This is a genomic window from Brucella pituitosa (assembly GCF_003049685.1).
Taxonomy (GTDB): domain Bacteria; phylum Pseudomonadota; class Alphaproteobacteria; order Rhizobiales; family Rhizobiaceae; genus Brucella; species Brucella pituitosa.
Window position 1 is genome coordinate 644,086 of record NZ_PYSY02000002.1, and the last position, 24,217, is coordinate 668,302.

Below are 24,217 nucleotides of genomic sequence, written 5' to 3' on the forward strand. Positions count from 1 at the left end.
GTCAGAACTTCAGAGTTGGCGGCAGGTCAGATGGCTGCACGCCAACAAGCGAAAGGCTGCTGACGATCCACTCATTGACCTTGCCCTCCTCGCGACGCTTTTTGAGCCAAACATCAACGTAGTCGCGGAATTCGCCCTTTTCGTCTTTACGCACACCAATCGTCGTTGGCTGGCTATCCAGCGGCTCCGGAACAAAAACCTTAAATTTGCTGCCAAGCTTGTGCGCCGTTACCACAGACATCAGCGCAACCTGCACAATCGCATCTGCCCGGCCAGACTGTAGTGCGATAACTGTTTCATCCGCACCCTTGAGCGCAACGAGCGTGCAATTGGGTAAGGTTTTGCGGGCGAAAAGATCCTGGGTTGATCCGAGATCAACCGTGACGCGGATTTCCGGCTTGTTCAATTCTTCCCAATTTTTGATCTCGCGGTCCGCACTGGTGATGACGGTGAAGACGTTATCCATCATGGCTTCGGTGAAATCGACGGATTTCGCGCGCTCAGGATTGTTGCTGAGGGCAAACATGATGTCGATTTTGCCGCCCTGAAGGTCCATGACGGAATTACCCCAGGTGGTTTCGACCATTTCGAGCGGAACGCCAATATATTCAGCCAAGTCTCTGCCCATGGAAACGCAGAAGCCATCCCATTCACCAGTGGCGAGATTTTTCTGATAATAAGGTGGCGTGCCATTAAATACACCGATGCGCAGAGCGCCCCGGTCCTTGATGGATTTCAGTGTCGCACCTTCTTCGACAGCCCACGAAAAGCCGGGGGCAAGCATGACGGCAGCACCACCCAAAAGCGTTGTCTGGATAAACTTACGTCTATTCATTGTTGTTTCCCTCTTTTTGAATCGAGCATTACTGTGCGCTTGAATGCGACAGACTGCTTTCTCTATTAAACTTATTGGAAAGTACCACCGAGTAACTGACGTTCTCGATACCTTCGATTTGTGCCAGCTCCTCGATGAGTGCTTCCAGATCTTCGAGAAACCCGACATGAACCCGGCACAATATGTTGGCCGGGCCACTAATAGCATCAGCGGTCAGGATTTCCGGATAGGCGCGCAAGGCTGTAAACAGGCGCTGCACAATCCGTTGTGAGGCCGTGATGAACAAATAGGCGGAAATGCTGTTATCATCCTTCGCCCGGCGAACGATAGCCCGATATCCCAATATGACGCCGCGACGCTCCAAACGGCCTATCCGCTCCTGAACACTTGATCGGGCAAGACCCACGCGCCGCGCCAGTTCGCTCGCCGGGAGACGTGCGTTTTCCTCCAGGATACTGACCAGATTTCGGTCGATACTATCACCGTAGTCCATCGTGTTCCCTTATGTTTATTTTTAATGAGAATGCGGCGCTTTCTCATCAAATAAAAGCATTGAAAATTGGATTAAGCATGACTTAAACTCATGATTAAACTCAGAGGTATCCAATGCGCCGCTTTCTTCCATCTCTTTCGGCTCTGCACGCTTTCGATGCTTCGGTACGCTATCTGAGCTTCACGCGCGCATCGGAAAATCTTGGGATGACCCAAAGCGGAGTGAGCCGCCAGATACAGAATCTTGAATCTTTTCTTGGGCTTAAACTGTTTGAACGCGCTGGACCGCGACTGGTTCTGACCGAAGAGGGGCAGAACTATTACGAGGAAGTTTCGCGCATTCTGGCAAAGCTTGAAGAAGTGTCGATGGATGCAGTCCGTGGGTATAAAACGCAAAGCCTGCTCAAAGTGGGCTTGCCGCCAACACTGATGCGGAAATGGGCGCCGGGTATTATCAGCACCTTTGCGAGATCTCATCCGCAAATATGGTTTGAGGTGTTTCCCTGCTCACATGATCTTGACTGGGGGAAGTCCGATCTCGATCTTGCCGTACTGCGCGGCATCGGCAATTGGGCCAATGTGCGTAGCCATTTGCTTTTCGATGAAGAGCTCGTCGTGATCGGATCGCCTGACATTGTGCCCCAAAACGGACTGTCCGGAGATGTCGAATTGCTCGATTTCCCACTGATCCAGAACTCAAACAGACCCAGCCTGTGGCTGCATTGGCTGCGCGGCGCGGGTATCCATTACAACAAGCGCATTTTTGGTCCGCGTCTACCAACGCATGACGTTATTATCGAATGCGCCGTGGCGGGTATGGGGCTCGCCATCGCGCCCAGAATTTTCGTACAGGAAGAATTGCGTTCCGGAAAACTCAAACTGGCACTTGAGCGCGTGCAGACATCTGGCGAGAGCTATTTTCTTTGCTCAGCGCAGGCGCGTCAGGGTTCGAAAAATGTCCGTCTGTTCCGCGATTGGTTTATCACTGAAGCAAAACGCCACAGACATTCTCTGCCTGTGGCGCCGTAAACTACGGTGTTCAAAAACGGCTTAGACGTATGAGCGTTCAACCGGCTTCAGATTGAGCGGGTCTTCGCCGCGCTTCAAAAGCCATGAATAGACCGGCGGCACACGGTCAGCGATCGATTCAACATGAATATCGACAAAGCAAGGACCGTCCTTCCACGCGAAAGCTTCGGCCAAGGCTATATCAACCTCCGCAGCGGTTTTGGCAGTCCACGCTTTCAGGCCGTAGGCTTCGGCAATGGCTTGCCCCTTTGGCGCAAGAAAATCGACGCCAAAACATTGATTGTGCCCCTTCAACCTGTGCAAACCTTTGATCCAGCCAAATGTCGCGTTGTTGAACAGGATCAGAATGGCCGGCACCTGCAAGCGCACCAGCGTTTCAAGCTCGCCTACCGTCATGCCGAAAGAACCATCACCGAACAGTCCGATGGGACGCTTGTCCGGATCGGCACGCCATGCACCCACTGTGGCTGGAAGTGCTGATCCAAGACCACCAAAAGCACGCGGAATAGCAAACCGTGTTTCCTGATCGTTGATCTTGAGAAAGCGTGTCATATAGGGCGTTGGTGTACCTGCATCAGAGTAAATCAGGGCTGGCTGTCCCGATTGACTCAATGCATCATTGAAGGAACGAACAACCCGTTCAGGACGCAACGGCACACGCTCATCGTTCAAAGCTTCCTCAGCATGTTCCCAGAATATGCGCCTGCGAGCATTCAATTCCTCGATCCAGCCATCGTGCTTTTTCGGTTCAATCGTCAGCTCGATCTGCAGTAATTCTTCAAGAACCAGCAATGCATCGCCCTGAATGGAGAGCAAATTCTCATAGTTGTTGGCCATGATTTCAGGCGAAATATCGATCTGTGCAAGGCGCCGATTGAGCGTGATTTTGGGAAAGGTCCAGCCAATAGTCACGACAGAGCCGATGCGTGATCCGACAAACAGGGTAAAATCAGAATGTTCCAAAGCCCAATTGGCATGGGGATGATAACCATTGTCGCCGATCACCCCGATGGCCAGACGATGATCGTCATCAATCGCTCCCTGCCCCGTCATCGTTGTGCACATTGGAATGTTGTATTTCTCGGCCAGCCTCGAAATCTGATCGCCCGCTCTGGCACGATTGACGCCGCCACCGGCAACGATCAGAGGTCGTTCTGCTTTCGCAATCAGTTCGAGCAGTTCATGCAGCTTCTGTTTTGGCGGCAGTGTCGGGAAAGCCGGGAAGGTTTTGCACTCTTCTTCAATGTGCAGTGAAATGCGTGCAGGATCGACCTCAGCGAGAAGCATGTCCTCGGGGATCTGGAGATGCACCGCACCCGGTTTTCCGGAACAGGCGACGCGAAACGCACGACGGATGATTTCCGGCAATTTCTCCGCTGACTTCACCTGAACGGACAGCTTGGTCACAGGCTCAAACAGTTTGGCGCAATCGAGCTCAGTGAGAACACCGCGCCCTTCTCCCGGCAAAGGAATATCAATGGTCAGGAGGATTACAGGTATCGACGATCCATTCGATTCAGCGACAGGCGGCAGCGAATACATAGCGCCTGCACCCGACGGACACTCAAAGACACCGGGCTTATTGGTAAAACGACCATAGGCATCCGCCATATAACCGGCAGAGCGTTCATCACGCGCCATGATATGACGAATTTCGCCTTCTCGCTGTTGCAGAGCTTCATAAAGAGGCACGTTGGTATCGCCCGGCACCCCGAAGATTGTCTCCACACCATAGCCAATCAACATTTGGACCAAAATATCTGCGCCGCGCATTCTTTACTCCTTTGGAATCGTGTTGGCGCAGCTTAGGAGCAATTAATTGCGGGCTGGACCGGCGGATCGGCGGCTTTATCGTATGAGCGCCGACGAAACGCAGGCATTCAACGGCGATACCGCACTTTTACAGCGGTTCCATCGGACAAGTTGGCGTGATATTTACGAGGTTATATTCCTGCGCCCCTAAGCAGATTGAGCCGCGATTTACGCTTCTTTGGTGGCTCTGGTTCCTGAAACCGTAGCGAACGAGCCAAAGCACTCAACAAGTCCGTCTGCGAAATTAGCCCCTGAACGACATTATCCTGATCCGTTACGATAACGGCATGGGAACGGCCATCTGTCAGCAGCGGCACCAGTTTCACAACCGGTTCGTCTCTCTGGGCTGTTACAGCCTCAATCATCAGCGAACTGACATTTGCCGCAGATTGGCCCAACTCGCGCAACCCCACAGTACCAAGCAGTTTTCCCTGCTCGCCAACCACAGGCAAGGTGCGGATATTGTGCTCAAGCAACAAGCGCCGCGCTTCGTCTGTGCTGTCGTGCTCCGCAATGCTGATAACATCGCGCGACATGATATCTTTGGCCGTTACAGTACCATGGGTGCGGATAAGCGCCTGCAACTCGACCTGCCTCAGCAGTCGATCCAGATCACCCGGATCAATATCAAACGTCTCATCGACTTCCTTCAGCGCCGAGGCAATATCATCGGATGTAAAGCCTACGCGCAAAGGTGCGGGAAGATCGTTTGTCTTATGGGTATTGGCCGGAGCTGCAACCGGCACATGGGGATATTTTCGCCCAGCCAGTTTGTGAAAGGCGATACCGAGGGCGACCAGCAATACAGAGTTGAGCCCGACAGGTATGAGAGCAAAGTGATAGCCCAGGTCAGTCACGCTCGAACCGCCAATAACAGCTGTCAAAGCGGCAGCTCCACCGGGGGGATGCAGGCAACGCGAAAGCGACATGATCGCAATAGCAAGAGCAACGCCAACCCCGATGGCAATCAACGGATTACCTATGAAACGGGCAACTGCGATGCCGACAAGCGCTGAGATCACATTTCCACCGATGACCGACCAGGGTTGCGCCAGTGGACTTGCGGGAACTGCAAATATCAGCACAGCAGAAGCGCCGATTGGTGCCACGATCAAAGGAAGTTCGATCCCCCTGCCCACAATGAGAGCGGTTATCAGACCCGTCAGGCATATGCCGATCAATGCACCCAGACTGCCGATCAGCCGGTCACGCAGACTGGCACCAGCCAATATGGGCACAAAAAGCCGAAAACCGTTGAACATCATCGGTTCCTATTTCTAACCGTGAGCAAGAATATCTATCGATCCCAACAATTTCAGTAACCGGAACGAGGAACGATGTCGCGCAGGCTTATATCAAGTTGTTCTCGATTACGAGAATGCTTTTTCGTCGGTGACACAAACGTTAGACCAGCCACCCTGATCGAAGAGACCTCGATTGATCCAATAATTTACGGCTCTAAGCGTCGCAAAAACAAACAGATAGCGATAATTTTGAGAACTCGCTAAAGAGCTTCTGCCTGTTTCAAGTATCAAGGACGACTCGCATGAAATCGCGCATCATCACTTCTCAGGGCCGTGTAGCAGATCGTACTCCCGGCGCCATTCCGGGCGCTCTGGCCGTCGCAAAAGCTCTGGCGGCGCGCTATGATCTTTCCGTCAAGACTGTAGGCACACCCGCACCTGCTGTCTCCGATGACTGGCGCGAAGCGCTGCCGCAAGCTCATGAAACGCTTAAGGGTCTTGCTGCGGCTGTTTCAGAAGAATTGACTGCTGGACGTCGACCTCTCCTTGCCACCAACACCTGTTCGGCGAGCCTTGCGACGATTCCACAAGCAGCAAGCCAAATAAATGGACTGACCGTCCTGTGGGTCGATGCGCATGGTGACTTCAACACACCTGAAACAACAGATTCTGGTTACATGGGCGGAATGGCGCTTGCTGGTATCTGCGGACTTTGGGATAGCGGATATGGCGGCAATGTTGCGCCGGAAAAACTCGTGATTTTCGGAGCGCGTGACATCGATCCGGAAGAAATGGAAACGCTTGAGCGCAAAAAAGTTACGGTAATTAAGCCTGAGGCAGCCAATGCACAATCGCTTTTAGCGGCAATCGGCACAGGGCCGCTTTGGATTCATATTGACTGGGACGTCATGGAGCCCGGGCTAATTCCAGCAGCTTACGCAATCGAAGACGGACTACTTGCGCCACAACTGCGCGATGCGCTGGCCGCAATTCCCGCCTCTCAAATTGCAGCAATCGAACTTGCAGAATTTGAATTGCCCGAAGACAAGCAAGCTGCTGATCACGCGCTTGACCTGATCCTCGAAATCACCGCACCGCTTTATGAAAGCATCGGTGTCTAGTGCATTTCCAGCAAAAGTGCGAAGCGGTTTTGCGTCGGATAATGCGAAAAACCAAGAGATAGAGCATAATTCCTTAAACTTGGATCAGTTTAAGGAATTATGCTCTGATTTTAAAGGGTTAGAGCGACCTTTGGGCGTCCAATAGGACGCCCGGCGCTCTAGTGCAAATTGGAGCGCCAGAATTGAACAGGATTCAGCTCTGGCGCTCTTTTTTAATGATGATCAGAAGATGGAAGCAATGCGTGCGGGCTTGGCTGATGACGACATGCTCGTGACAACGATCATCTTATCAAATTCGCCACGCTTGAATGCGTTTAAGAACCGCTTGTAGTCCTTGAAGACCACACAGCCATTTGAATCGCCGGCGCGACGAAGCATGTAGGTATGAGCCAGCAGTCCATCCCGATTATACGGGTTACGTCCATCGGCGGGGAGTAAGCGCACAGCTTCGACGCCATGGAAAAGGCTTTCGCGCATACGAAGTTTATAGGTGCTCGGCGGTGTCGCACCCCGCATCTTCTGATCAACATAGCGCGGGTTGTCACGCATGTGACCCATGCCCGAATGCGCTTCCAGTTTTTCACCGCTCGGCAGATAAACCGTTGCTGCGGAAATATCATAAATCGCAGTCTTGTTGCGGGCTGCCTGACCAAAGAGCCGACCAAAAAGCCCGCGCTGAATATTTTCGGTTTGGCCGCTTGGAGGCGCATAAGCCAGCTGTGTTTTTTCCTGCTTTTCAGGCTTTGCAATAGTTGGTTTATCAATGATGGGCTTCTGGCCAGGAAACGGCACTTCATCAGGCAGGAAGCTGTCTGTATCGTTTTCAATTGGCGCGCGCGCTATTTGGGTATCCGGTGCAGCCATCGGAACGGGGACCGCATCGCCGGATGGCAGCGTATCCCGCAAACGGGCGCTATAATCTTGTGCTGCGGTCTGCGCCGCAATAGAGGCCGAGGCGATCACGGCGGGAGAAACAACATCCTGGGTGGGTGCAAGTTGTGCCACGCGCTCTTCGCGCGGTTCAACCACCTCGGTCGTTGCCACGGGCTGATCTTCTATGACCGATTCAGGACCGACATCTGCAATGATAGGTGCATCCGCAATTGCCTTGTTGCGCCGCCAGTCAAGATTGGAATATGGCGCATCAGCAGTATAGGCTTCGATGAACCGCTGGCGGATAACGTGACCCATGCCGATTTTTTGATCCACAACGGCCAATTGATGTGGTGTCGACGTCGGAAGACGGCGCATGACAGGCGCTAAAGGCACGAAGGCTGGCAGCACGGCTTCCACAGTACCCAAGGCAGTCATAAGGCAGCTTCCCGCCAGAAGGCCCGCGCCCAAAAGACCTGCAACACGCAAAACACCTTTAAATACAAAAGGGTTAGGAATGTTAATCCCACGCGGCAATGCAAAATCATACGGTTCTGTGACGAACGCCATACTACTCGTCCTGGAAAATAACTGGTTTTCTCGCTGTCGCTTTGCATGAAAGTTCGGCGGAAAAGCGAAGCAATCATGGCAAAAGTGCTAACTTGAAAGTCACGCTAAGCATGGAGAATTATGGTAACTAAATTCTTTACAATCGCCCGGCTGTAGCAAAGAAAGTATGGCTGCTGCTCTCAGACGGGCTCTCTATGCCGTGAGCAAATAGCCAACATGGGTGGTGTTTTGAAACTCAAAACCCTCGAACGCCACGCGGTTACGTCCACGACGTTTCACCCTTAAAAGGGCAATATCTGCGCGTTCCGCAGCATCCCAGATGCTCTCGTTTTTGCGCATGAGAGCCACGCCAAAACTACTGGTAAGTTTGCGCCCATTCGGCAACATTGAGAAACTATAGCGTGCCACATGATTGCATAGGCGATTGGCAAAGACTTCACATTGTTGAGCGTTGCCTTCCACAATCACGATGAATTCTTCGCCGCCAATCCGACCAACAATTCCTCCTTTTTCGGTCATTGATTGCAGCAGAGACGAAAACTCAACCAAAACCTGATCACCGATAGAGTGCCCAAATTCATCGTTAATCGCTTTGAAATGGTCGATATCCGCGATGATGATAGCGCGTTTGTTCGTATCCGAGACGATGAATTTCCGTTTAAAAGATCGCTCCAACCCACGGCGATTAAGGGTACCGGTGAGCGGATCTGAATCCCGCTCTCCTTGTAATTCGTTGATCACGTCAGCGGTCGCGACGACCAGAATGACGAGGCCGAGTAAGACCCCGATGAAGGAGACGGAAATCGTAACAAGGGCCCAATACTGGGAGTTGATCAATTGTTCACTGCTTTTAACGCCGTCAAGCATATTGAAGGTGAGTACACTTCGAAGATAAAAATGCATCGCAAATATCACAAGAACACTGTGCAATGTTCGCTCGATCCAATTACCTTCAGCCAGTTTCCGGGACTTTATACAAAGAACAGCAATCATTGTTCCAAGCCCGAAGTTCGAAGCAATCGCCATATACTTGTAAGCGATGCCAGCTTGCGCGAAATAAGCAATTATCGCCAGTGTGAACACACTGATCGATGCCCCGACAAACGGAGAAAATGGCCTGCCAAGACGAACCATGACAGCTTCACAGAAGAACAGTCCGGCCAGAAGATAGAGGGCAGTTGCAGCAAATACCGCCCCATTCAAACTCGGAAACAGATGCAAAACCTGAAGCAGTAAGCCAGTCCCAAAGGTAGCGAAGCCCAATCCGAACAGCAATATGTGTCTGCGTTTTGTGTCGAGCATCCAGACGCCCGACATCGTCGTCGCAAACAACATAATCAGAAGGGGCGGAACAAAATTCACGACAGAAGATACCGTTAAATTAAAAATTATACTAAAATCGAAATTGAACATTCTTCAAACGATAATAACTAATTTAAATCAAGTGTAATTACAGTATTAATAGCTAGGCGTTTTATATAATTACTTTATTATAAAATAATGATTTACTAATAATTATCTACAATCAACAGGATGCCAGCGCTGACAGCAGCGTTTGAATTTTAAAGACCTGTAGTTATCCCCAGATACTGATTTCAAAAATTCACCAAAATAAGGCGATGAAAGCCAAAAATACCAACATTACCTGTTACTAAATTTATTGAGGGCTTGGTGACGAGGCTCTGAAATGTCATTTTATCAGCAGGCACAGCCCCAGCGGAGAAAACATATGCGCCATCAGTTCGACCTTTTTGCTCCTCCCGCAGTGGACGGAGATAAACAGGCGGAACTGCGCCCTGCCCGCACCAAACCTGGCAAGACGACCGGTATTGATGAAGCTGAAATGATCCAGCGCCTCAAGGATAGTGGTCGTTATAGGATTTTGCGGCGGCTCGACCCGACACCGATTGTGCCCAATGCCGACAAACTCGCTTTCCCGCGTCTTGGCATGGTGGTCGATACGGAAACGACCGGGCTTAATCCTGCGCAAGAAGAAATTATCGAAATAGGTGCGGTTGCCTTCCGCTATGCAGATGATGGGTCTATCGGCGATGTCTGCGCCACTTTTGGTGCGTTGCAGGAACCATCGAAACCCATTCCCGCCGAAATCACGCGCATCACCGGTATCACTGATGAGATGGTGGCTGGACAGATGATCCCGCGTGCGAAACTCGACGCACTGATCGCGGACGCTGATCTGATCATCGCGCATAATGCAGGTTTCGACCGGCCTTTCCTCGAGCGCTTCTCACCAGCCTTCGCAAACAAGCCATGGGCCTGCTCGGTTAAGGAGATCGACTGGACGGCACGCGGCTTTGAAGGCACAAAGCTTGGCTACCTGATCGGCCAGAGTGGATATTTTCATAATGGTCATCGCGCCGAAGATGATTGTCAGGCGCTGCTGGCCGTGTTGCGCGAAACATCAGGTCGCAAACAAACCCCATTTTCCGAGTTGCTCAAGGCCAGCCGCAAATCGCGTCTGCGGATCTATGCTGAAAACAGTCCCTTTGAAATGAAGGACAAGCTGAAAGAGCGCCGCTATCGCTGGTCGGATGGCACCGATGGTAGCCCGAAATCCTGGTGGACGGAAGTCGATGAGGAAGAGTTGGACGCAGAACTGGAATATCTGCGTACCGAGATTTACGGCTGGCGTGATGCCGATCCGCTTATCGTGAAGCTGACGGCAACCGAACGCTACAAAGAGCGAACGCCGCTCAGATAAAAACAATGAAAAGGCCGCATAATGCGGCCTTTCTATTATGCGATGGTAGGCCATGGCCTTTGAGCCGGCCGCATGTCCTCATAGGCTTTTGCCAGACGCAACACGCCAAGATCATCAAAACGCTGGCCGAAAATCTGCAAGCCGATTGGCAGTCCCGTCGACGTATAGCCGCAATTGATTGAAATCGCAGGTTGCTCGGACATATTCATCGCCACGGTGAAAGCGATATGCTCGAACGGACGCTGGGGATCGTTGACCGGCGATGCCCATTCCGCCGGATAGGTCGCCATCGGCGAGGTTGGCGAAATGATGAAATCAAAACCTTTCGATGCGGCAAGCGCCGCATTGCGCATGGCATCAATCTGGGCGAAACCCATATAAACTTCTTCGCCTGACAGGCCTTCGGCGGTTTCGGTCCACTGATAGATATATGGCAGGATTTTCGCGCGATTTTCGGGCGTCATCTTCTTGATATCTGACCATGAACGCGCACGCCAGAAACGATCAAGACCGTCGATCATTGTGCGATTGAGGAACGGCGCAACCGGCTCTATGATAGCACCAGCATCGGCGAAAAGCTTTGCCGCAGCTTCCACGGCAGCGCGGGTTTCATCTCCCGTCGGCTCGCCAAAACCGGCATCAAGCCATAGACCGATCTTCAGGCCCTTCACATCGATATCGAGGTTCATCCAGTCGATATCCTGCGGAGGCAGGCTCATGCCATCGCGGCGATCCGGTTGGGAAAGCACCGACATATAAAGCGCGGTATCGGCAACATCACGGGTCATTGGCCCGGCAACGCGACCGAGAAACGCCGGATCAATGGGAATGCGCCCGAAAGACGGCTTGAGGCCCACAAGACCACACCAGCCAGCAGGTAGACGGACCGAACCACCAATATCAGTACCGACATGCAACGGACCATAACCGGCAGCAGCGGCACTGCCTGCACCCGCACTCGACCCACCCGGATTTGTGCTCAAATCCCACGGATTGCGTGCAAGCTTGTGGAAGCTCGACAAGCCCGACGACAACATGCCGAGATCGGGCATGGTCGTCTTGGCGAGGAGAACGCCGCCAGCTTCGCGGGTGCGGGCGGCAGCCGGAGCATCGGCAGTAGCGGGCTTCAGCGGCAGCGCCGCGCAGCCAAGCGGAACCGGCAGACCTTCCGTTGCGATATTTTCTTTCAGCGTCAGCGGCACACCGTCAATTGCGCCCGCGGGTTCGCCCTTCACCCAACGCGCTTCCGATGCTTTTGCCGATGCACGCGCAGCGTCCGGATCATAGGCCCAAAGTGCATTGAGCTTCGGCTCATAGGCTTCGATGCGCTCTATCACCGCTTCGGTCACTTCAACTGGAGAAAGCGTCTTCGCTTTATAGGCATCGACAAGCGCAACGGCCGACAAATCCGCAAGATTTGACATTTAAGTTCCCTTTTTTCATTCCGGTAATTGAAGATTGGCGGTCTGCCGTGGAGCGCGCTTACGCCGCCCCGAGAAAGGCTTTGGCACCGCATCGACAAGCGCACGGGTATAGTCGTGCTGCGGATTGTCGAAGACTTCGTTGGTCAGCCCCTGTTCGACAATATTGCCGTGATAGATCACGGCAACGCGGTCAGTAATCGCACGTACCACGCCAAGATCATGGCTGATGAAGAGATAGGAGAGACCGAACTTCTCCTGCAAATCCATCATCAGGTTAAGCACCTGCGCCTGAATAGAAACATCAAGCGCAGAAACCGGCTCGTCGGCAACGATGAGTGCTGGCTTTGTAATCAGCGCGCGCGCAATCGCGATACGCTGACGCTGGCCGCCGGAAAACTCATGCGGGTATTTGTCTGCAGACGCCGGCGGCAATCCAACCGCCGCCAACACTTCCGCCACACGCTCATTGCGTTCAGCCGCGCTTGTTCCTCGTTCCAGAGAAACAATAGGCTCGGATATAATCCGCCGCACTGTATGACGCGGATCAAGCGAACCATACGGATCCTGAAAAATCGCTTGAAAGCCTTTGCGTGCTTCGCGAAGCCCGCCACGATCAAGCGCATAGATGTCCTGCCCGTTGATGAGAATTTGCCCCGATTGCGGGCGTTCCAGCCCCATCACCGCGCGAGCCAACGTGGATTTTCCCGAACCGCTTTCGCCGACAATGCCAAGACTTTGCCCTGCTTCAATGTCAACACTGACGCCATGGAGCACCCGGAGACTCTCCTGCTTCGACAAAAACGAAGCACGCGGCAGGCGGTATTCGCGCACAACGTTGCGCACTTCCAGAATGTGCTTCGTCATGCCATCACCTCGCCTTCGCAAGGATGGAAACAGGCAGCGCGATGCGTAATCCCGTTGTTCTCACCCAGCATATCAAGCGGTGGGATTGTCTGACGGCAATCATCCTGCACAAAGGCACAGCGATCTGCAAATGTGCAATGTGCCGGACGTGTAAGCGGATCAGGCACAACGCCCGGAATAGCCTTCAACCGTTGGCGCCCGCCGGAGCTTGGACGCGCCAGTGCTACACCATGCGGCGAAGCCGCAAAGAGACCACGCGCATAAGGGTGCGCCATGCGGCGAAACACGGCCTCGGTTTGTCCCGTTTCCACAATTCGTCCGGCATACATGACCGCAATACGATCAGTCATTTCCGAAACCACGCCAAGGTCATGGGTGATCAGCATCAGAGCTGTGCCAGTTTCGTCGATCAACTCGTCCATGAGATCGAGAATCTGCGCCTGAACAGTTACATCAAGTGCAGTTGTCGGCTCATCGGCAATCAGCAAATCAGGCTCACAGGCAATCGCCATGGCGATCATCACACGCTGGCGCTGTCCACCCGAAAGCTGATGCGGATAGAGAGCAAGATTAAAACGCGGCGCGGGCAATCCAACGCGGTCGAGAAGCTCGCGGGCTTTTCGTTCTGCATCCGCACGGCTTTCACCAAGATGCAGACGGCGGCCTTCCGCAATCTGCGCGCCGATGGATTTCACCGGATTAAGCGCCGTCATCGGCTCCTGAAAGCTCATCGCCATACGGCGCCCACGCATTTTGCACAATTGCGCTTCCGGCAAAGACGCAAGGTCCTGACCGTCAAACCGGAGTGTGCCCCGCACGCGCATGCGATCAGGAAGCAGGCCCATAGCCGCAAGCGCGGTAATGGATTTGCCGCTGCCCGATTCACCCACTATACCGAGGCGTTCGCCGCGATTGAGCGTAAGCGTGATATCGGACACGATATCCGCGACCTTGAGACCGATCGGCAGTTCGACTGACATATTTGTCATTTCAAGCAAAGGAGCGGTCATCTCTGCCTCCTTACGCGCGGGTCGAGCACATCACGCAGCCCATCTCCGAGCATGTTAAGCCCCAGAACGGCAAGCGTGATGGCTAGGCCGGGAAAAATGGCGAGCCATGGCGCGTCATAGATAAAGGTCTGTGCATCGTTGAGCATCTTGCCCCAGCTTGGCATCGGCGGCTGGGTGCCAAGCCCGACATAGGAGAGGCCCGCCTCGGCAACGATTGCCAACGCGAACTGGATCGTCGCCTGCACGATCAGCACGTGATTGATATTTGGCAGCACATGCAGAATTGTGATCGAAATATCGCCACGACCTGCGCAACGTGCGGCCTGCACATATTCCCGCTTCCAAAGTCCAAGTGATGCTCCGCGCGTTACACGCGCAAACACCGGGATATTGAAAATGCCGATGGCGATCATCGCATTGACGGCACCCGGACCGAAAATAGCGGTAATGATGACAGCGGTCAGAAGTGCCGGAAACGCAAAGGCCAGATCGGTCATGCGCATGACAAAGCCGTCGACCATCCCGCCACGCGCTGCAGCAAAAGCCCCAAGCGGAATACCAAGACCCGCACCGACCAGCACGGCAATGATCGACACGGCAATCGAATTGCGCGCGCCGACCATAATCATGGAAAACACGTCGCGCCCAAAATTATCCGTACCGAAGAAATGGCTGAAGCTCGGTCCCTGCAATTTATCGCGGAAATTCATCGCTGTTGGCGAATAAGGCGTCCAGAAATAGGACACCAGCGCCATAGCTACCAAAATGACGGTAATCAGCGATCCGATAAACAAGCTCCGGCTTAAAAACAGCGTTCGGAAGCGGTTCGGTTTGGCGATGGTCTGAACGTCGCTCATCGGCTACCTCCCGTCGAAAGGCGCGGATCAATGAAGCCATAGACCAGATCGACAACAAAATTGACCGCAATGACGGAGGCAGCAAGCAATGTCACCAGCGACTGCACTGTAATGAGATCGCGCTGCGCAATAGCCTGAAACACCAGCCTTCCAAGACCGGGCAGATTGAAGACGTTTTCGATGATGATGGTTCCTGCGAGCAGAAAGGAGAATTGCAAGCCGATGATGGTGACAACCGGGATCAGCGCATTGGGCACCGCATGACGCCAGAGTGCGGCGTTACGTGTGAGCCCCTTGGCGCGTGCAGTACGCACGAAGTCTTCGCCGAGTGTTTCAATAACAGCCGAACGTGTCACGCGAGCAAGAATTGCAGCAAGTGGCAAGGCAAGGGCGAGCGCAGGAAGAAACAGCGAACGAATACCTGTCCAGAAGCCATTTTCCCATCCGGCAAAACCAGATGCCGGAAACCAGCCGAGCTGTAACGCAAACAGAAGGATCAAAAGCAGGCCAAGCCAAAAATTCGGGATTGCAACGCCCACCTGCGCCACGCCCATGGACAACACATCGCCGGTCTTGCCCCGCTTGGAAGCGGCGTAGACACCAACCGGAATAGCAACCGCGACTGACAGCACCATGGACAGAAGCGCTAGTGGCAACGTCACCATGATGCGTGGTCCGAGCAATTCGCTGATCGGCACGGAATAAGTATAGCTCGTTCCGAAATCACCTTTCAGGAAACCGCCAATCCAGGAAAGATAGCGCCACCAGAGCGGCTGATCGAGCCCGAGCTGCTTGTGAAGTGCTGCCAGCGTTTCAGGCTGCGCATTGATGCCGAGGATGACTGCTGCGGGATCACCCGGCAGTACCTGCATCAGCAGGAAGACGATGACGGAAGCCGCAAGCGTCGTAAGCAGGAGCGAAACCAATCGCCCGGATATATAAGCCAGCAAAGCGACCTCCTTGAAAAGACGGATACCCGCTTTCCACATTCCAACTCACCGCACGCCCTCCCCTTATCTTTATGGGGTGCACGGCCATTCGTGTTGTTTCCCGCCCCTTTGCCTGCGCGCCGGGGCGGAGTTCTTTTTATTCAGCCCAATAGGCTTGCGTCAGGTCGTCAGCCGGAATCGGCATATTCTTCCACAGACCCTTGACGTTCTTGTTCCATACGCCGATTTTCGGCAGCGCATAGAGGAAGATGTTCGGCTCGTCAGCAGCAAGTTTTTCCTGCAGCTTCTTTACGAGTTCGAGCTGTTCCTCATCACTTCCAGCCTCGGCATAGGCCTTGTAGAGCGCCTTATATTCCGGGTTGTTATAGTTGAAGTAGTATTTGTCGCGGGCATAGATATCGAGATCGCGTGCTTCAGTGTGCGCGATGATCGTCGCATCGAAATCCGAGCGTTTGAACACCTGATCCAGCCACTGCGCGAACTCGATCGGCACCAGATTGACCTGAATGCCGACCTCAGCCAGCATCGCCGCAATGATCTCGCCGCCGCGACGCGCATAGGCCGGTGGCGGAAGCGTGATGGTGATCGACGTGCCAGCCGGAACGCCAGCCTCTTCCAGCAACTGCTTCGCCTTGGCCGGATCATACGGATAGGTTTCCGACAGATCTACATAGCCCGGATCGACCGGCGCATAATGCGAGCCAATTGGCGTACCGAAACCGGAATAAACGCCTTCGATCAGCGCCTTGCTGTCGATTGCGTGGGCCAGTGCCTGACGCACTTTCACATTGTCGAAAGGCGCCTTGGCATTATTGAGCGACAGCAGAACCTTGCCTGCCGTATCACCCACTTCGACCTGCAACTTGTCGTCGCTCTTGAAGCGGCTGATCAGCTCCGGTGCCTGGAACATCGGGAACACATCGATGTCACCGGCAAGGATGGCAGCGGCAGCTGCCGACGGATCGCTCACGAAGCGGAACGTGACGGCTGAAAGCTTTGCAGGCTCGCCCCAATAAGCCGCATTGCGTTCCAGCTCCACGCGGTCGCCCTGCACCCAGCGCTTGAACTTGAACGGGCCCGTGCCCACAGGCTTGGTCTTGTTGTCGGCAGCCGAATTCGGCGCGACCATGACCGCGTCACCCCACCCCATATTGAACAGGAAGTTCGAGGTAGGCCGCTTCAGCGTGACAACGGCAGTTGCGGGATCAGGGCATTCCGTGCTCGCAATCGGTTCAAACAGCCCCTTTTGCGCGTTGGTGGAATCAGGTGCCACCGCACGCTCATAGGAGAACTTTGCGACCGAGCAGTCAAACGGCGTGCCGTCATGAAACTTCACGCCTTGCCGCAGCTTGAACGTATAGGTTTTCTTGTCGTCGGAGACAGTCCAGCTTTCGGCCAGAAGCGGCTTCACCGTGCCGTCTTCGACAATGCGCACCAGACCTTCATAAAGGTTGGCATAGGTAACCTGCCGGATACCGGCGGCGGCATTGGCCGTCGGATCGAGGCCCGGCGGTTCCAGCACTTCGCCAACCACCAGCGTATCTTTTGCAAATGCACCGTTGATCGATGCCAGCATCGCGGCTGTTATCAGCCCGGCTTTCAGCAGTTTACCCATTGTTCCTCTTTGGCTCCCCTTGCCTCTTTTTTAAATCGAACGCCCACCATCCACGTCGAGCGCAACCCCGGTAATCATAGAGGCAGCGGGCGAGCAAAGGAAAGCCGCAGCTTCAGCCAGATCGTCGGGTTTCAACAGGCGGCCCATCGGGATGGAATCGCGGAACTTCTTGCGGATTTCCTCGGTGTCTTCGCCCATGAAGGTGGTGAGAAGCGGCGTTTCACCGGCAACCGGGTTCAATGCAACCACGCGAATCTTCGCTGGAGCAAGCTCGATAGCCAGCGCCTTTGTCACCGACACGACCCAGCCCTTGGTGGCATTGTACCAGGCGAGGTTCGGACGCGGGCGACCGGCACCAGTCGAAGCGACGTTCAGAATGACGCCTTCACCGTTCTTTTTCATATGCGGGATGAGTTTGCGTGTCATCAGATAGACGCCGCGCACATTGACGCCGAGAATGCGGTCGAATTCTTCCGGCTCAACCAGTTCGGCATTTTGCGGCTTGTGACCGATACCGGCATTGTTGATGAGAATATCGACCTTGCCGAATTTCGACAGAGCAGCTTCCACTGCTGCATCAACATCGGCTTCCTTGGAAATGTCGGCAGCCACAGCCAGCGCCGCATCACCGATTTCGCCTGCGACACGCTCAGCGCCTGCCTTGTCGCGGTCCACGATGACGACCTTCGCGCCGCCACTAGCGAAGCGCTTCGCCATGCCTTCGCCAAACCCAGAACCTGCTCCCGTGATGAGCGCGACCTTACCTTCAAGCGACACTGTAATTCTCCCGAATGCTATTTCCAGCGCATTTTCGGACGGGAAACCGGTTCCCACTTTCCCTGAAAATGCTAATTTCAGCCATGCCAGACCGAGATGGTTTTCAACGAGGCAAACCCGTAGAGCGCCTCAAAACCCTTCTCGCGACCATGGCCGGATTTCTTCACGCCGCCGAATGGCAGCTCGATACCGCCACCGGCACCGTAATTGTTGATGAACACCTGTCCTGAATGGATCGCATGAGCAAGTCTGAACTGTCGTCCGCCATCATTGGTCCAGATGCCGCAAACAAGGCCGTAAGACGTGCCATTGGCAATCGCGATGGCTTCTTCCTCAGTGTCGAAAGGCAGGATGACCTGCACCGGACCGAAGATTTCTTCCTGCGCCAGACGATGATCGGTAGGAACATCGCGGATCAAGGTCGGTAAAACATAAGCGCCGCCTTCCGGCGCGTTATCGGCAAGAACACCTTGCGCAGCGATGGCCAGACCATCTTCTTTAGCGACATCAAGATAGCCTTCGATAATTTCTTTCTGACGCTGCGAGACAACCGGACCGACTGACAAATCTTCTCCTGCCGGGCCAACCTTCAATGCGCGATAGCGTTCGCTCATCCGGGCGACGACATCCTCGTAGATGCTGCGTTCGACCAGAATACGCGACGACGCCGAGCAGGTCTGACCGGCATTTTGGATACCTGCGTTCACAAGGAATGGAACAGCGCGCTCGATATCAGCATCAGCAAAGACGATCTGCGGAGACTTGCCACCAAGTTCGAGCGTAACAGGCACGGTGTTTTTCGCAGCCGCGGCCTGAATGAGTTCACCAGTGCGCACCGATCCGGTGAACGAGATGTGATTGACGTCAGGATGTTCGGAGAGCGCCGCACCGGCTTCCGAGCCAAGCCCGGTCACCACATTGAGCGCGCCGACCGGCAGACCAGCCTTTTCGGCAATCTTCGCGAATTCCAGAATCGTCAGGCAGGCTTCTTCGGCAGGCTTGACCACGGCTGCATTGCCCATAGCCAGCGCTGCGCCAAGGCTGCGGCCCAAAATCTGCATCGGATAGTTCCACGGAATGATGTGCCCCGTGACGCCATGCGGCTCATAGATCGACAGAACCGTAAAACCATTCTGATAAGGCAGCGTGTCGCCATGCACCTTGTCGGCAGAAGCGCCATAAAACTCGAGGTAACGCGCCAGCGCCACCACATCGGCACGCGCCTGTGTGACCGGCTTGCCGACATCTTTCGATTCCAGATCGGTCAGGAGATCGATATTCTTCAGCACTTCTTCCGAAATGCGGTGCAGCACACGACCACGCTCGGTCGCCGTCAGCTTGCCCCACTCGCCAGAAAGCGCGCTACGGGCCGCAGCCACCGCCAGATCGATATCGGCCTTGGTGCCACGCGCAATCAGCGCAAGATCGCTGCCGTCGGAAGGATTTCGGAGCGTGATATGCTCGCCACCAACGGCATCCTGCCATTCGCCCGCGATGAAATTGCCATAACGGAGCAAGCCGGCTCCTCCCGTCTTGTTCTCATGCTTCATTTTCATTCTCCCGAAGAGGCATTTCCGCCTCAAGTCTCGCGGTTGTGGCGCGGATATGCGCCCGCGCCAGCCGCTCGGCTTCTTCGCCATCGCGCGAAGCAATGGCTTCGACAATGGCTCCATGTTCACGAATTGCATCGCGCGCCCTGTCCACGGACAACGAGAACGAAGGCGCAAAAACCTGCGATGTCATCCGCAGAAGCGGCACGAAGGCGATCAGCGACGCGTTGCCCGCCGTGCTCATCACCGCCATATGAAAATCGACATTGGACTGGGTATAGGCTTTCGGGTCCCACGGATCGACGACCGTGCCCTGTCCTGCAACATGGGCGCGCAGCTTTGCAATATCCGCATCGCTCGCCCGCTCGGCGGCAAAACGCGCGGCCACACCGTCGAGCACTTCACGCACGGCATAGGCATCGATCAGGCGGGTAAGATCGGCAGAAGCCACGCGAACACCACGACCGGGAAGATGAACAACCAGTCCGTCACGCTCCAGAACACGCAAGGCTTCCCTCAAGGGCGTCCGACTGATGCCAAACTCAGCGGCCATGTGCTCCTGTCGGAGTATCGCGCCCGGCGCATAGACGCCCGCATAGATTCGCTCGCGAAGTGCCTCTGCAACTTCATCCAGCAAACGGGTCTGACTGCGCCATTCAAAAGCCGCCAATAGAAAAGCCTCCCAACTTTTCTGGACACAATATCCTGGATACAAAATCAGTCAATCCGAAATTGAAGCCTATTCCGAAAAGTATCCAAGGGGGTTTGGACAAAGGCCACCAGCATCAAAAATAGCCTCAAACTGAAGAGGATACCTGGCTGCAACAAGGGCGAATGGAACAAAACGCAATCAACGCCGCTATCGAAGAGCTTTGGCAAATTTGAGAATTTTCTTACGACATGATCCAGTGCTAGCCAATCGAGGCTAATGCAAACTATATTTATCCTATGGATAATCTCGTATCACGACAGTATAGGTCAGGCGACTTTTCTGCCTGTATGGCGATTTTCGATAGCAATGTGCCAACCTTTTTTGCCCTGCAAGAACGCAAGGATTTTTGCGAGTATTTGCAAAGCATCAACACCGCAGGCATGCCTTTTCTGGTATTTTTGCACAAAGGCTCAATCGTTGCTTGCGGAGGGCTTACAATCGAACCAGACAAGCGGCAAGCGTCTCTATCGTGGGGAATGGTCGGCAAGGCATTTCACAGACAGGGGTTGGGTACCCATTTGGTGGAAGCGAGGCTGACTTTGGCACGTTCTATACCAGAAATCGATGAATTGGTGTTGGCGACCAGCCAGCATACCCACGGTTTCTATGAGAGATTCGGCTTCGTAATTTCTAAAATTACACCTGATGGTTTCGGTTCTGGATTGGACCGCTGGGATATGACCCTGCGTTTCGAATAGAGCCCGCTTGTAAAATCGGATTTTCAAAACCGAGATATTTAAACATCAATACCCAACCGGATGTGAGCCGCATAAAAACGCCGCGACAAGCGCGGCGTTTTTTCTGCATATTTCGATTTACAGGAAGCTCTCTGGAATTGGCTTCCACTCGCCATCTTGATTATCGAACTGCGGAATATGCGCGAGACTTTGAAGCAGCTTCACATCATCGCCAAGCACTTCCTGCCAATCCCTGGCTTCAGTGAGGATAACGCCAACACCGACAACTTCGCCGCCTGCCTTACGCACCAACTCAACCGAACCCTTGAGGCTCGAACCGGACGCAACCACATCATCCACCACAACTACGCGCTTGCCTTCAAGCAGCGGAATTGCCTGACGGTCGAGAAGCAGACGCTGCTCACCCTTCGACGTGATGGACGAGATTGTCTGCACCAACGCATCGCCAAGATGAATCTTTGGTGACTTTTGCAAGATCACATAATCATCAAGACCAAGAGCACGTGACACTTCAATCGCTACCGGAATACCAAGTGTTGCAGCGCCGACGATCACATCTGGCTTCAGCGGTGCAAGCTTTTCGGCCAATGCCTTGCCCACATGCTCACCAAAACGCACACCGAGATCAATGACCATCATCAGCGAAATAGCGCAGTTCGGATTGATCGGCACGATCGGCAGATCAACCTTGCTGCCCGCCACATCGACGGTCCAGACCTGACCGTTTCCAGAGAGTTTCGCGCTGTGTTCAGTCATCGTTTTGCATCCTTGAGATTGAAGCATTTCCAGCAAAAGTGTGAAACGGTTTTGCGCCCGGAAATGCGTGAAAACAAACAGTCAGAGCGGTTCCAACTATTCATCTTTTGTGGGCACCGCTCTGAGTCTCGATTCGACCAGCAGGCCGACATTACGCCATGTGGTACGCTTGCGCTTGGTGTCAAAGCCATAAATAGCAAGAGACAGCGAAATAGCGTGGGCCATACGGATCGCCTGCACCAGAAGCGGCACTCCGCGCGCCAGTGCAAAACGCAGACGCATGGGGAACGAAACGTCGTCAATTTCCATACCGCGTGCGCGCTGCGCATCAGCGATGCGCTCGAAATCCTCACGCAACATCGGAATGATACCGAACGTCAGTGACAAGACAAGCGTCACCATTGGCGGCAGACGTGCAGCGCTGGCCGCAGCCAGAATGGAGCCGGGTGTGCTGGTTTCCATAACGAAATAGAAGGCTGCGGTGGTCGTTACCAGACGCGCCGCCATGCCTGCTGCAATAGGCAAAGTATCAACGAATGCCATGCCTTGCAGCACGAGATTGAGAATCCAGCTTGCCATGACGAGCAATGTCAGAAGCACTGCACCTTTGAGATAGCCGCGAAGGCCCGGCACCTTGACCAACACCAGAAAACCGACCGTGACCAGCGCAAGCGGTAAACCATATTTCCAGCCCGGCACCAGCCAGGCTGCAAGCATGACCAGAAATGCTGCTGCAAGTTTTACGAAGAAGTTGAGGTCATAGAAGATTTTCATGCCGCTTCTCCGGTCTCGACAACACGCGGCTTCGGCCAGCCAAGTGCACTGTATGCCTCTGAACTCCATGATGCATCCACATCGCCGTCAAAGGTGACATGGCCACGATCCAGGATCATGACGCGAGATGAAACATCATCCACGAGTTCCAGATCGTGAGAGATCAACATCACAGCACGGTTTTCAGCGAGCGCTGTTTCCAGGAACAGCTCCAGCATGCGCCGACCGTTTAAATCACGCGCCAGAAGCGGCTCGTCGAGAATTGCAACTGAAGCACCGGCTGCCTCTGCACAAGCAAGCCCAAGCAAAGCCTGCTGACGCGACGAGAGAGCAAACGGGTTGGTTTCCTCGTGTCCACCAAGGCCATATTTTTGCAAACAAGCGGTCGCACGTGCCGTAACCACATCGTCTTTTGGTGCGCGCGTGGCAGCGGTAATCGCAAACACCACTTCTTCCAGCACTGTCATATTGAACAGGATACGGCGCATATTCTGTGGCAGATAGGCGATGGAACGTGCGCGCTTTGCAGCCGTCCATTTGTCGGCATTCTCGCCGCCAATGGTAATGGTGCCAGCCGCAATTTTCTGAAGCCCCAGAATAGACTGAAACAGCGTGGTTTTGCCCGCACCGTTTTTGCCGATCAGTGCAACAACTTCACCAGCACGAATTTCAAAATTCACGTTTTCCAGAACCGGTTGACCATCACGGCGCTGAAGCTGGGTCTTGATCCCGGAAACAGAAACAAGCACTTTGCCATTTTCTTTGGCGCCTGCAAGACGCTTGCGAACGCCAATGGGCGGAAGAATGCCTGCATCTTCCCAAGCCGCAGCATCATTGATGATTTCGGAAAGCGACACCAGAGGCGCCAACTTTCCATCTTTCAACAAACCGACATTCGTCACCACAGCCTGCAAAGACGCCGGGTCTTGTTCTGCGATCAGCAGAGCTGGGATTTCCGCGCCGAGCTTCTTCAAAACGCGTACAAGACGCTGCCGTGCAGCTGGATCGAGACCCGTGGTCGGCTCATCGAGAATAAGCAGCTTCGGCTCTGCTGCCAGTGCCGCAGCCATCGCAACCATCCGGCGCTCGCCGCCCGACAGCGTCAGCACGCGACGACCACGCAAAGCGTTAAGTTCCAGCTCATTCAGGAGATCGTCGATCCGTGCACGGATGACGTCTCTGGCGAGGCCCCGATTTTCCAGCGGAAATGCGACGAGGTCTTCAACGCTCAGATCCCATAGCTGGTCTTCGACATTCTGCGACACCACCCCGACCATGCTGAAGAGTTCGTCCTTCGGCATGGAGGAAAGTGGCTTACCATTAAGCGATATTTCGCCAGCGAAAACCTGAGGCGTGATCAGACGCGGCACAATGCCGGACGCAGCGTTGAGCAGCGTGGTTTTACCACTACCGCCCGCGCCGCAAATAAGAAGGCGTTCGCCATCACGAATATTCAGGCTGGCTTCGGCGATGCCCAAAACGGAATCGCCAAAGCCTACTTTTACATTCTGTAGTTGGAGCACTTTTTTAGG

The 24,217-nt window shown here is 54.1% G+C and carries 22 protein-coding genes; 4 read left to right on the top strand and 18 right to left on the bottom strand.

All coding sequences use genetic code 11. The features are described from left to right. Nucleotide 1 precedes the first annotated feature (1 nt). Both C9380_RS15270 and C9380_RS15275 read right to left on the bottom strand, forming a co-directional pair. Complete coding sequence (locus C9380_RS15270; RefSeq protein WP_128093928.1) at nt 2-835, bottom strand: transporter substrate-binding domain-containing protein; 834 nt, start codon at nt 833-835, stop codon at nt 2-4. A gap of 28 nt (nt 836-863) precedes the next feature. Further along, complete coding sequence (locus C9380_RS15275) at nt 864-1,328, bottom strand: Lrp/AsnC family transcriptional regulator (RefSeq protein ID WP_111787378.1); 465 nt, start codon at nt 1,326-1,328, stop codon at nt 864-866. A 113-nt stretch (nt 1,329-1,441) separates the two neighbouring features. Between C9380_RS15275 and C9380_RS15280 the strand changes: the two genes are divergently transcribed. Then, the gene (locus C9380_RS15280; protein WP_128093929.1) at nt 1,442-2,356 is read left to right on the top strand and encodes a LysR substrate-binding domain-containing protein; all 915 of its coding nucleotides are present in this window, start codon (nt 1,442-1,444) and stop codon (nt 2,354-2,356) included. 21 nt (nt 2,357-2,377) lie between these two features. On the opposite strand, the gene C9380_RS15285 is transcribed toward C9380_RS15280, so the two are convergent. Together C9380_RS15285 and C9380_RS15290 are read right to left on the bottom strand one after the other, a co-directional pair. Continuing rightward, entirely contained in the window at nt 2,378-4,129 is a 1,752-nt protein-coding gene (locus tag C9380_RS15285; protein WP_111787379.1) for a thiamine pyrophosphate-binding protein, read from the bottom strand. Nucleotides 4,130-4,299: 170 nt separating this feature from the next. After that, a complete protein-coding gene (locus C9380_RS15290; protein WP_111787380.1) occupies nt 4,300-5,433 on the bottom strand; it encodes an HPP family protein in 1,134 nt (377 codons plus the stop codon). A 281-nt stretch (nt 5,434-5,714) separates the two neighbouring features. Here C9380_RS15290 and C9380_RS15295 point away from each other — a divergent pair, with 281 nt between their 5' ends. Next, nucleotides 5,715-6,533: an arginase family protein gene (locus tag C9380_RS15295; protein WP_111787381.1), complete on the top strand. Its 819-nt coding sequence runs from the start codon at nt 5,715-5,717 to the stop codon at nt 6,531-6,533. Between the two features lie 222 nt (nt 6,534-6,755). Here the strand turns inward: C9380_RS15295 and C9380_RS15300 are convergent, their stop codons facing one another. Both C9380_RS15300 and C9380_RS15305 read right to left on the bottom strand, forming a co-directional pair. Then, nucleotides 6,756-7,976 (bottom strand): DUF2778 domain-containing protein, encoded by a 1,221-nt coding sequence (locus tag C9380_RS15300; RefSeq protein ID WP_128093930.1) that lies wholly within the window; start codon nt 7,974-7,976, stop codon nt 6,756-6,758. A 192-nt stretch (nt 7,977-8,168) separates the two neighbouring features. Continuing rightward, the gene (locus C9380_RS15305; RefSeq protein ID WP_128093931.1) at nt 8,169-9,338 is read right to left on the bottom strand and encodes a GGDEF domain-containing protein; all 1,170 of its coding nucleotides are present in this window, start codon (nt 9,336-9,338) and stop codon (nt 8,169-8,171) included. A 367-nt stretch (nt 9,339-9,705) separates the two neighbouring features. Between C9380_RS15305 and C9380_RS15310 the strand changes: the two genes are divergently transcribed. After that, nucleotides 9,706-10,698: a 3'-5' exonuclease gene (locus tag C9380_RS15310; protein ID WP_128093932.1), complete on the top strand. Its 993-nt coding sequence runs from the start codon at nt 9,706-9,708 to the stop codon at nt 10,696-10,698. A gap of 35 nt (nt 10,699-10,733) precedes the next feature. Here the strand turns inward: C9380_RS15310 and C9380_RS15315 are convergent, their stop codons facing one another. From C9380_RS15315 to C9380_RS15355, 9 genes are all read right to left on the bottom strand, one after another. Next, the gene (locus C9380_RS15315; protein WP_128093933.1) at nt 10,734-12,122 is read right to left on the bottom strand and encodes an amidase; all 1,389 of its coding nucleotides are present in this window, start codon (nt 12,120-12,122) and stop codon (nt 10,734-10,736) included. Nucleotides 12,123-12,137: 15 nt separating this feature from the next. After that, nucleotides 12,138-12,986: an ATP-binding cassette domain-containing protein gene (locus C9380_RS15320; RefSeq protein WP_128093934.1), complete on the bottom strand. Its 849-nt coding sequence runs from the start codon at nt 12,984-12,986 to the stop codon at nt 12,138-12,140. Beyond that, the gene (locus C9380_RS15325; protein WP_128093935.1) at nt 12,983-13,996 is read right to left on the bottom strand and encodes an ABC transporter ATP-binding protein; all 1,014 of its coding nucleotides are present in this window, start codon (nt 13,994-13,996) and stop codon (nt 12,983-12,985) included. The genes C9380_RS15320 and C9380_RS15325 overlap by 4 nt, the downstream gene beginning before the upstream one ends. After that, complete coding sequence (locus tag C9380_RS15330) at nt 13,993-14,853, bottom strand: ABC transporter permease (protein WP_100557096.1); 861 nt, start codon at nt 14,851-14,853, stop codon at nt 13,993-13,995. The genes C9380_RS15325 and C9380_RS15330 overlap by 4 nt, the downstream gene beginning before the upstream one ends. Further along, nucleotides 14,850-15,803 (bottom strand): ABC transporter permease, encoded by a 954-nt coding sequence (locus C9380_RS15335; RefSeq protein WP_100558007.1) that lies wholly within the window; start codon nt 15,801-15,803, stop codon nt 14,850-14,852. The genes C9380_RS15330 and C9380_RS15335 overlap by 4 nt, the downstream gene beginning before the upstream one ends. Nucleotides 15,804-15,939: 136 nt before the next feature. Further along, nucleotides 15,940-17,418, bottom strand: a complete 1,479-nt coding sequence (locus C9380_RS15340) for an ABC transporter substrate-binding protein (RefSeq protein ID WP_128093936.1) — start codon at nt 17,416-17,418, stop codon at nt 15,940-15,942. A gap of 30 nt (nt 17,419-17,448) precedes the next feature. Further along, complete coding sequence (locus tag C9380_RS15345; protein WP_100557098.1) at nt 17,449-18,195, bottom strand: SDR family oxidoreductase; 747 nt, start codon at nt 18,193-18,195, stop codon at nt 17,449-17,451. A gap of 77 nt (nt 18,196-18,272) precedes the next feature. Beyond that, complete coding sequence (locus C9380_RS15350; protein ID WP_128093937.1) at nt 18,273-19,745, bottom strand: aldehyde dehydrogenase family protein; 1,473 nt, start codon at nt 19,743-19,745, stop codon at nt 18,273-18,275. Next, nucleotides 19,735-20,415, bottom strand: a complete 681-nt coding sequence (locus C9380_RS15355) for a GntR family transcriptional regulator (RefSeq protein WP_128093938.1) — start codon at nt 20,413-20,415, stop codon at nt 19,735-19,737. Before C9380_RS15355 ends, C9380_RS15350 begins: the two co-directional genes overlap by 11 nt. A 329-nt stretch (nt 20,416-20,744) precedes the next feature. Between C9380_RS15355 and C9380_RS15360 the strand changes: the two genes are divergently transcribed. Next, nucleotides 20,745-21,155 carry a GNAT family N-acetyltransferase gene (locus C9380_RS15360; protein WP_247877605.1) on the top strand — a complete coding sequence of 137 codons (411 nt, stop codon included), beginning with the start codon at nt 20,745-20,747 and terminating at the stop codon, nt 21,153-21,155. Between the two features lie 117 nt (nt 21,156-21,272). Here the strand turns inward: C9380_RS15360 and C9380_RS15365 are convergent, their stop codons facing one another. The 3 genes from C9380_RS15365 to C9380_RS15375 all read right to left on the bottom strand — a co-directional run bounded on the left by C9380_RS15365 (nt 21,273) and on the right by C9380_RS15375 (nt 24,208). Beyond that, nucleotides 21,273-21,911 carry a phosphoribosyltransferase family protein gene (locus C9380_RS15365; protein ID WP_128093940.1) on the bottom strand — a complete coding sequence of 213 codons (639 nt, stop codon included), beginning with the start codon at nt 21,909-21,911 and terminating at the stop codon, nt 21,273-21,275. A gap of 96 nt (nt 21,912-22,007) precedes the next feature. Beyond that, complete coding sequence (locus C9380_RS15370; protein ID WP_105534640.1) at nt 22,008-22,685, bottom strand: energy-coupling factor transporter transmembrane component T family protein; 678 nt, start codon at nt 22,683-22,685, stop codon at nt 22,008-22,010. Beyond that, the gene (locus C9380_RS15375) at nt 22,682-24,208 is read right to left on the bottom strand and encodes an ABC transporter ATP-binding protein (RefSeq protein ID WP_128093941.1); all 1,527 of its coding nucleotides are present in this window, start codon (nt 24,206-24,208) and stop codon (nt 22,682-22,684) included. The genes C9380_RS15370 and C9380_RS15375 overlap by 4 nt, the downstream gene beginning before the upstream one ends. Nucleotides 24,209-24,217: the final 9 nt, after the last annotated feature.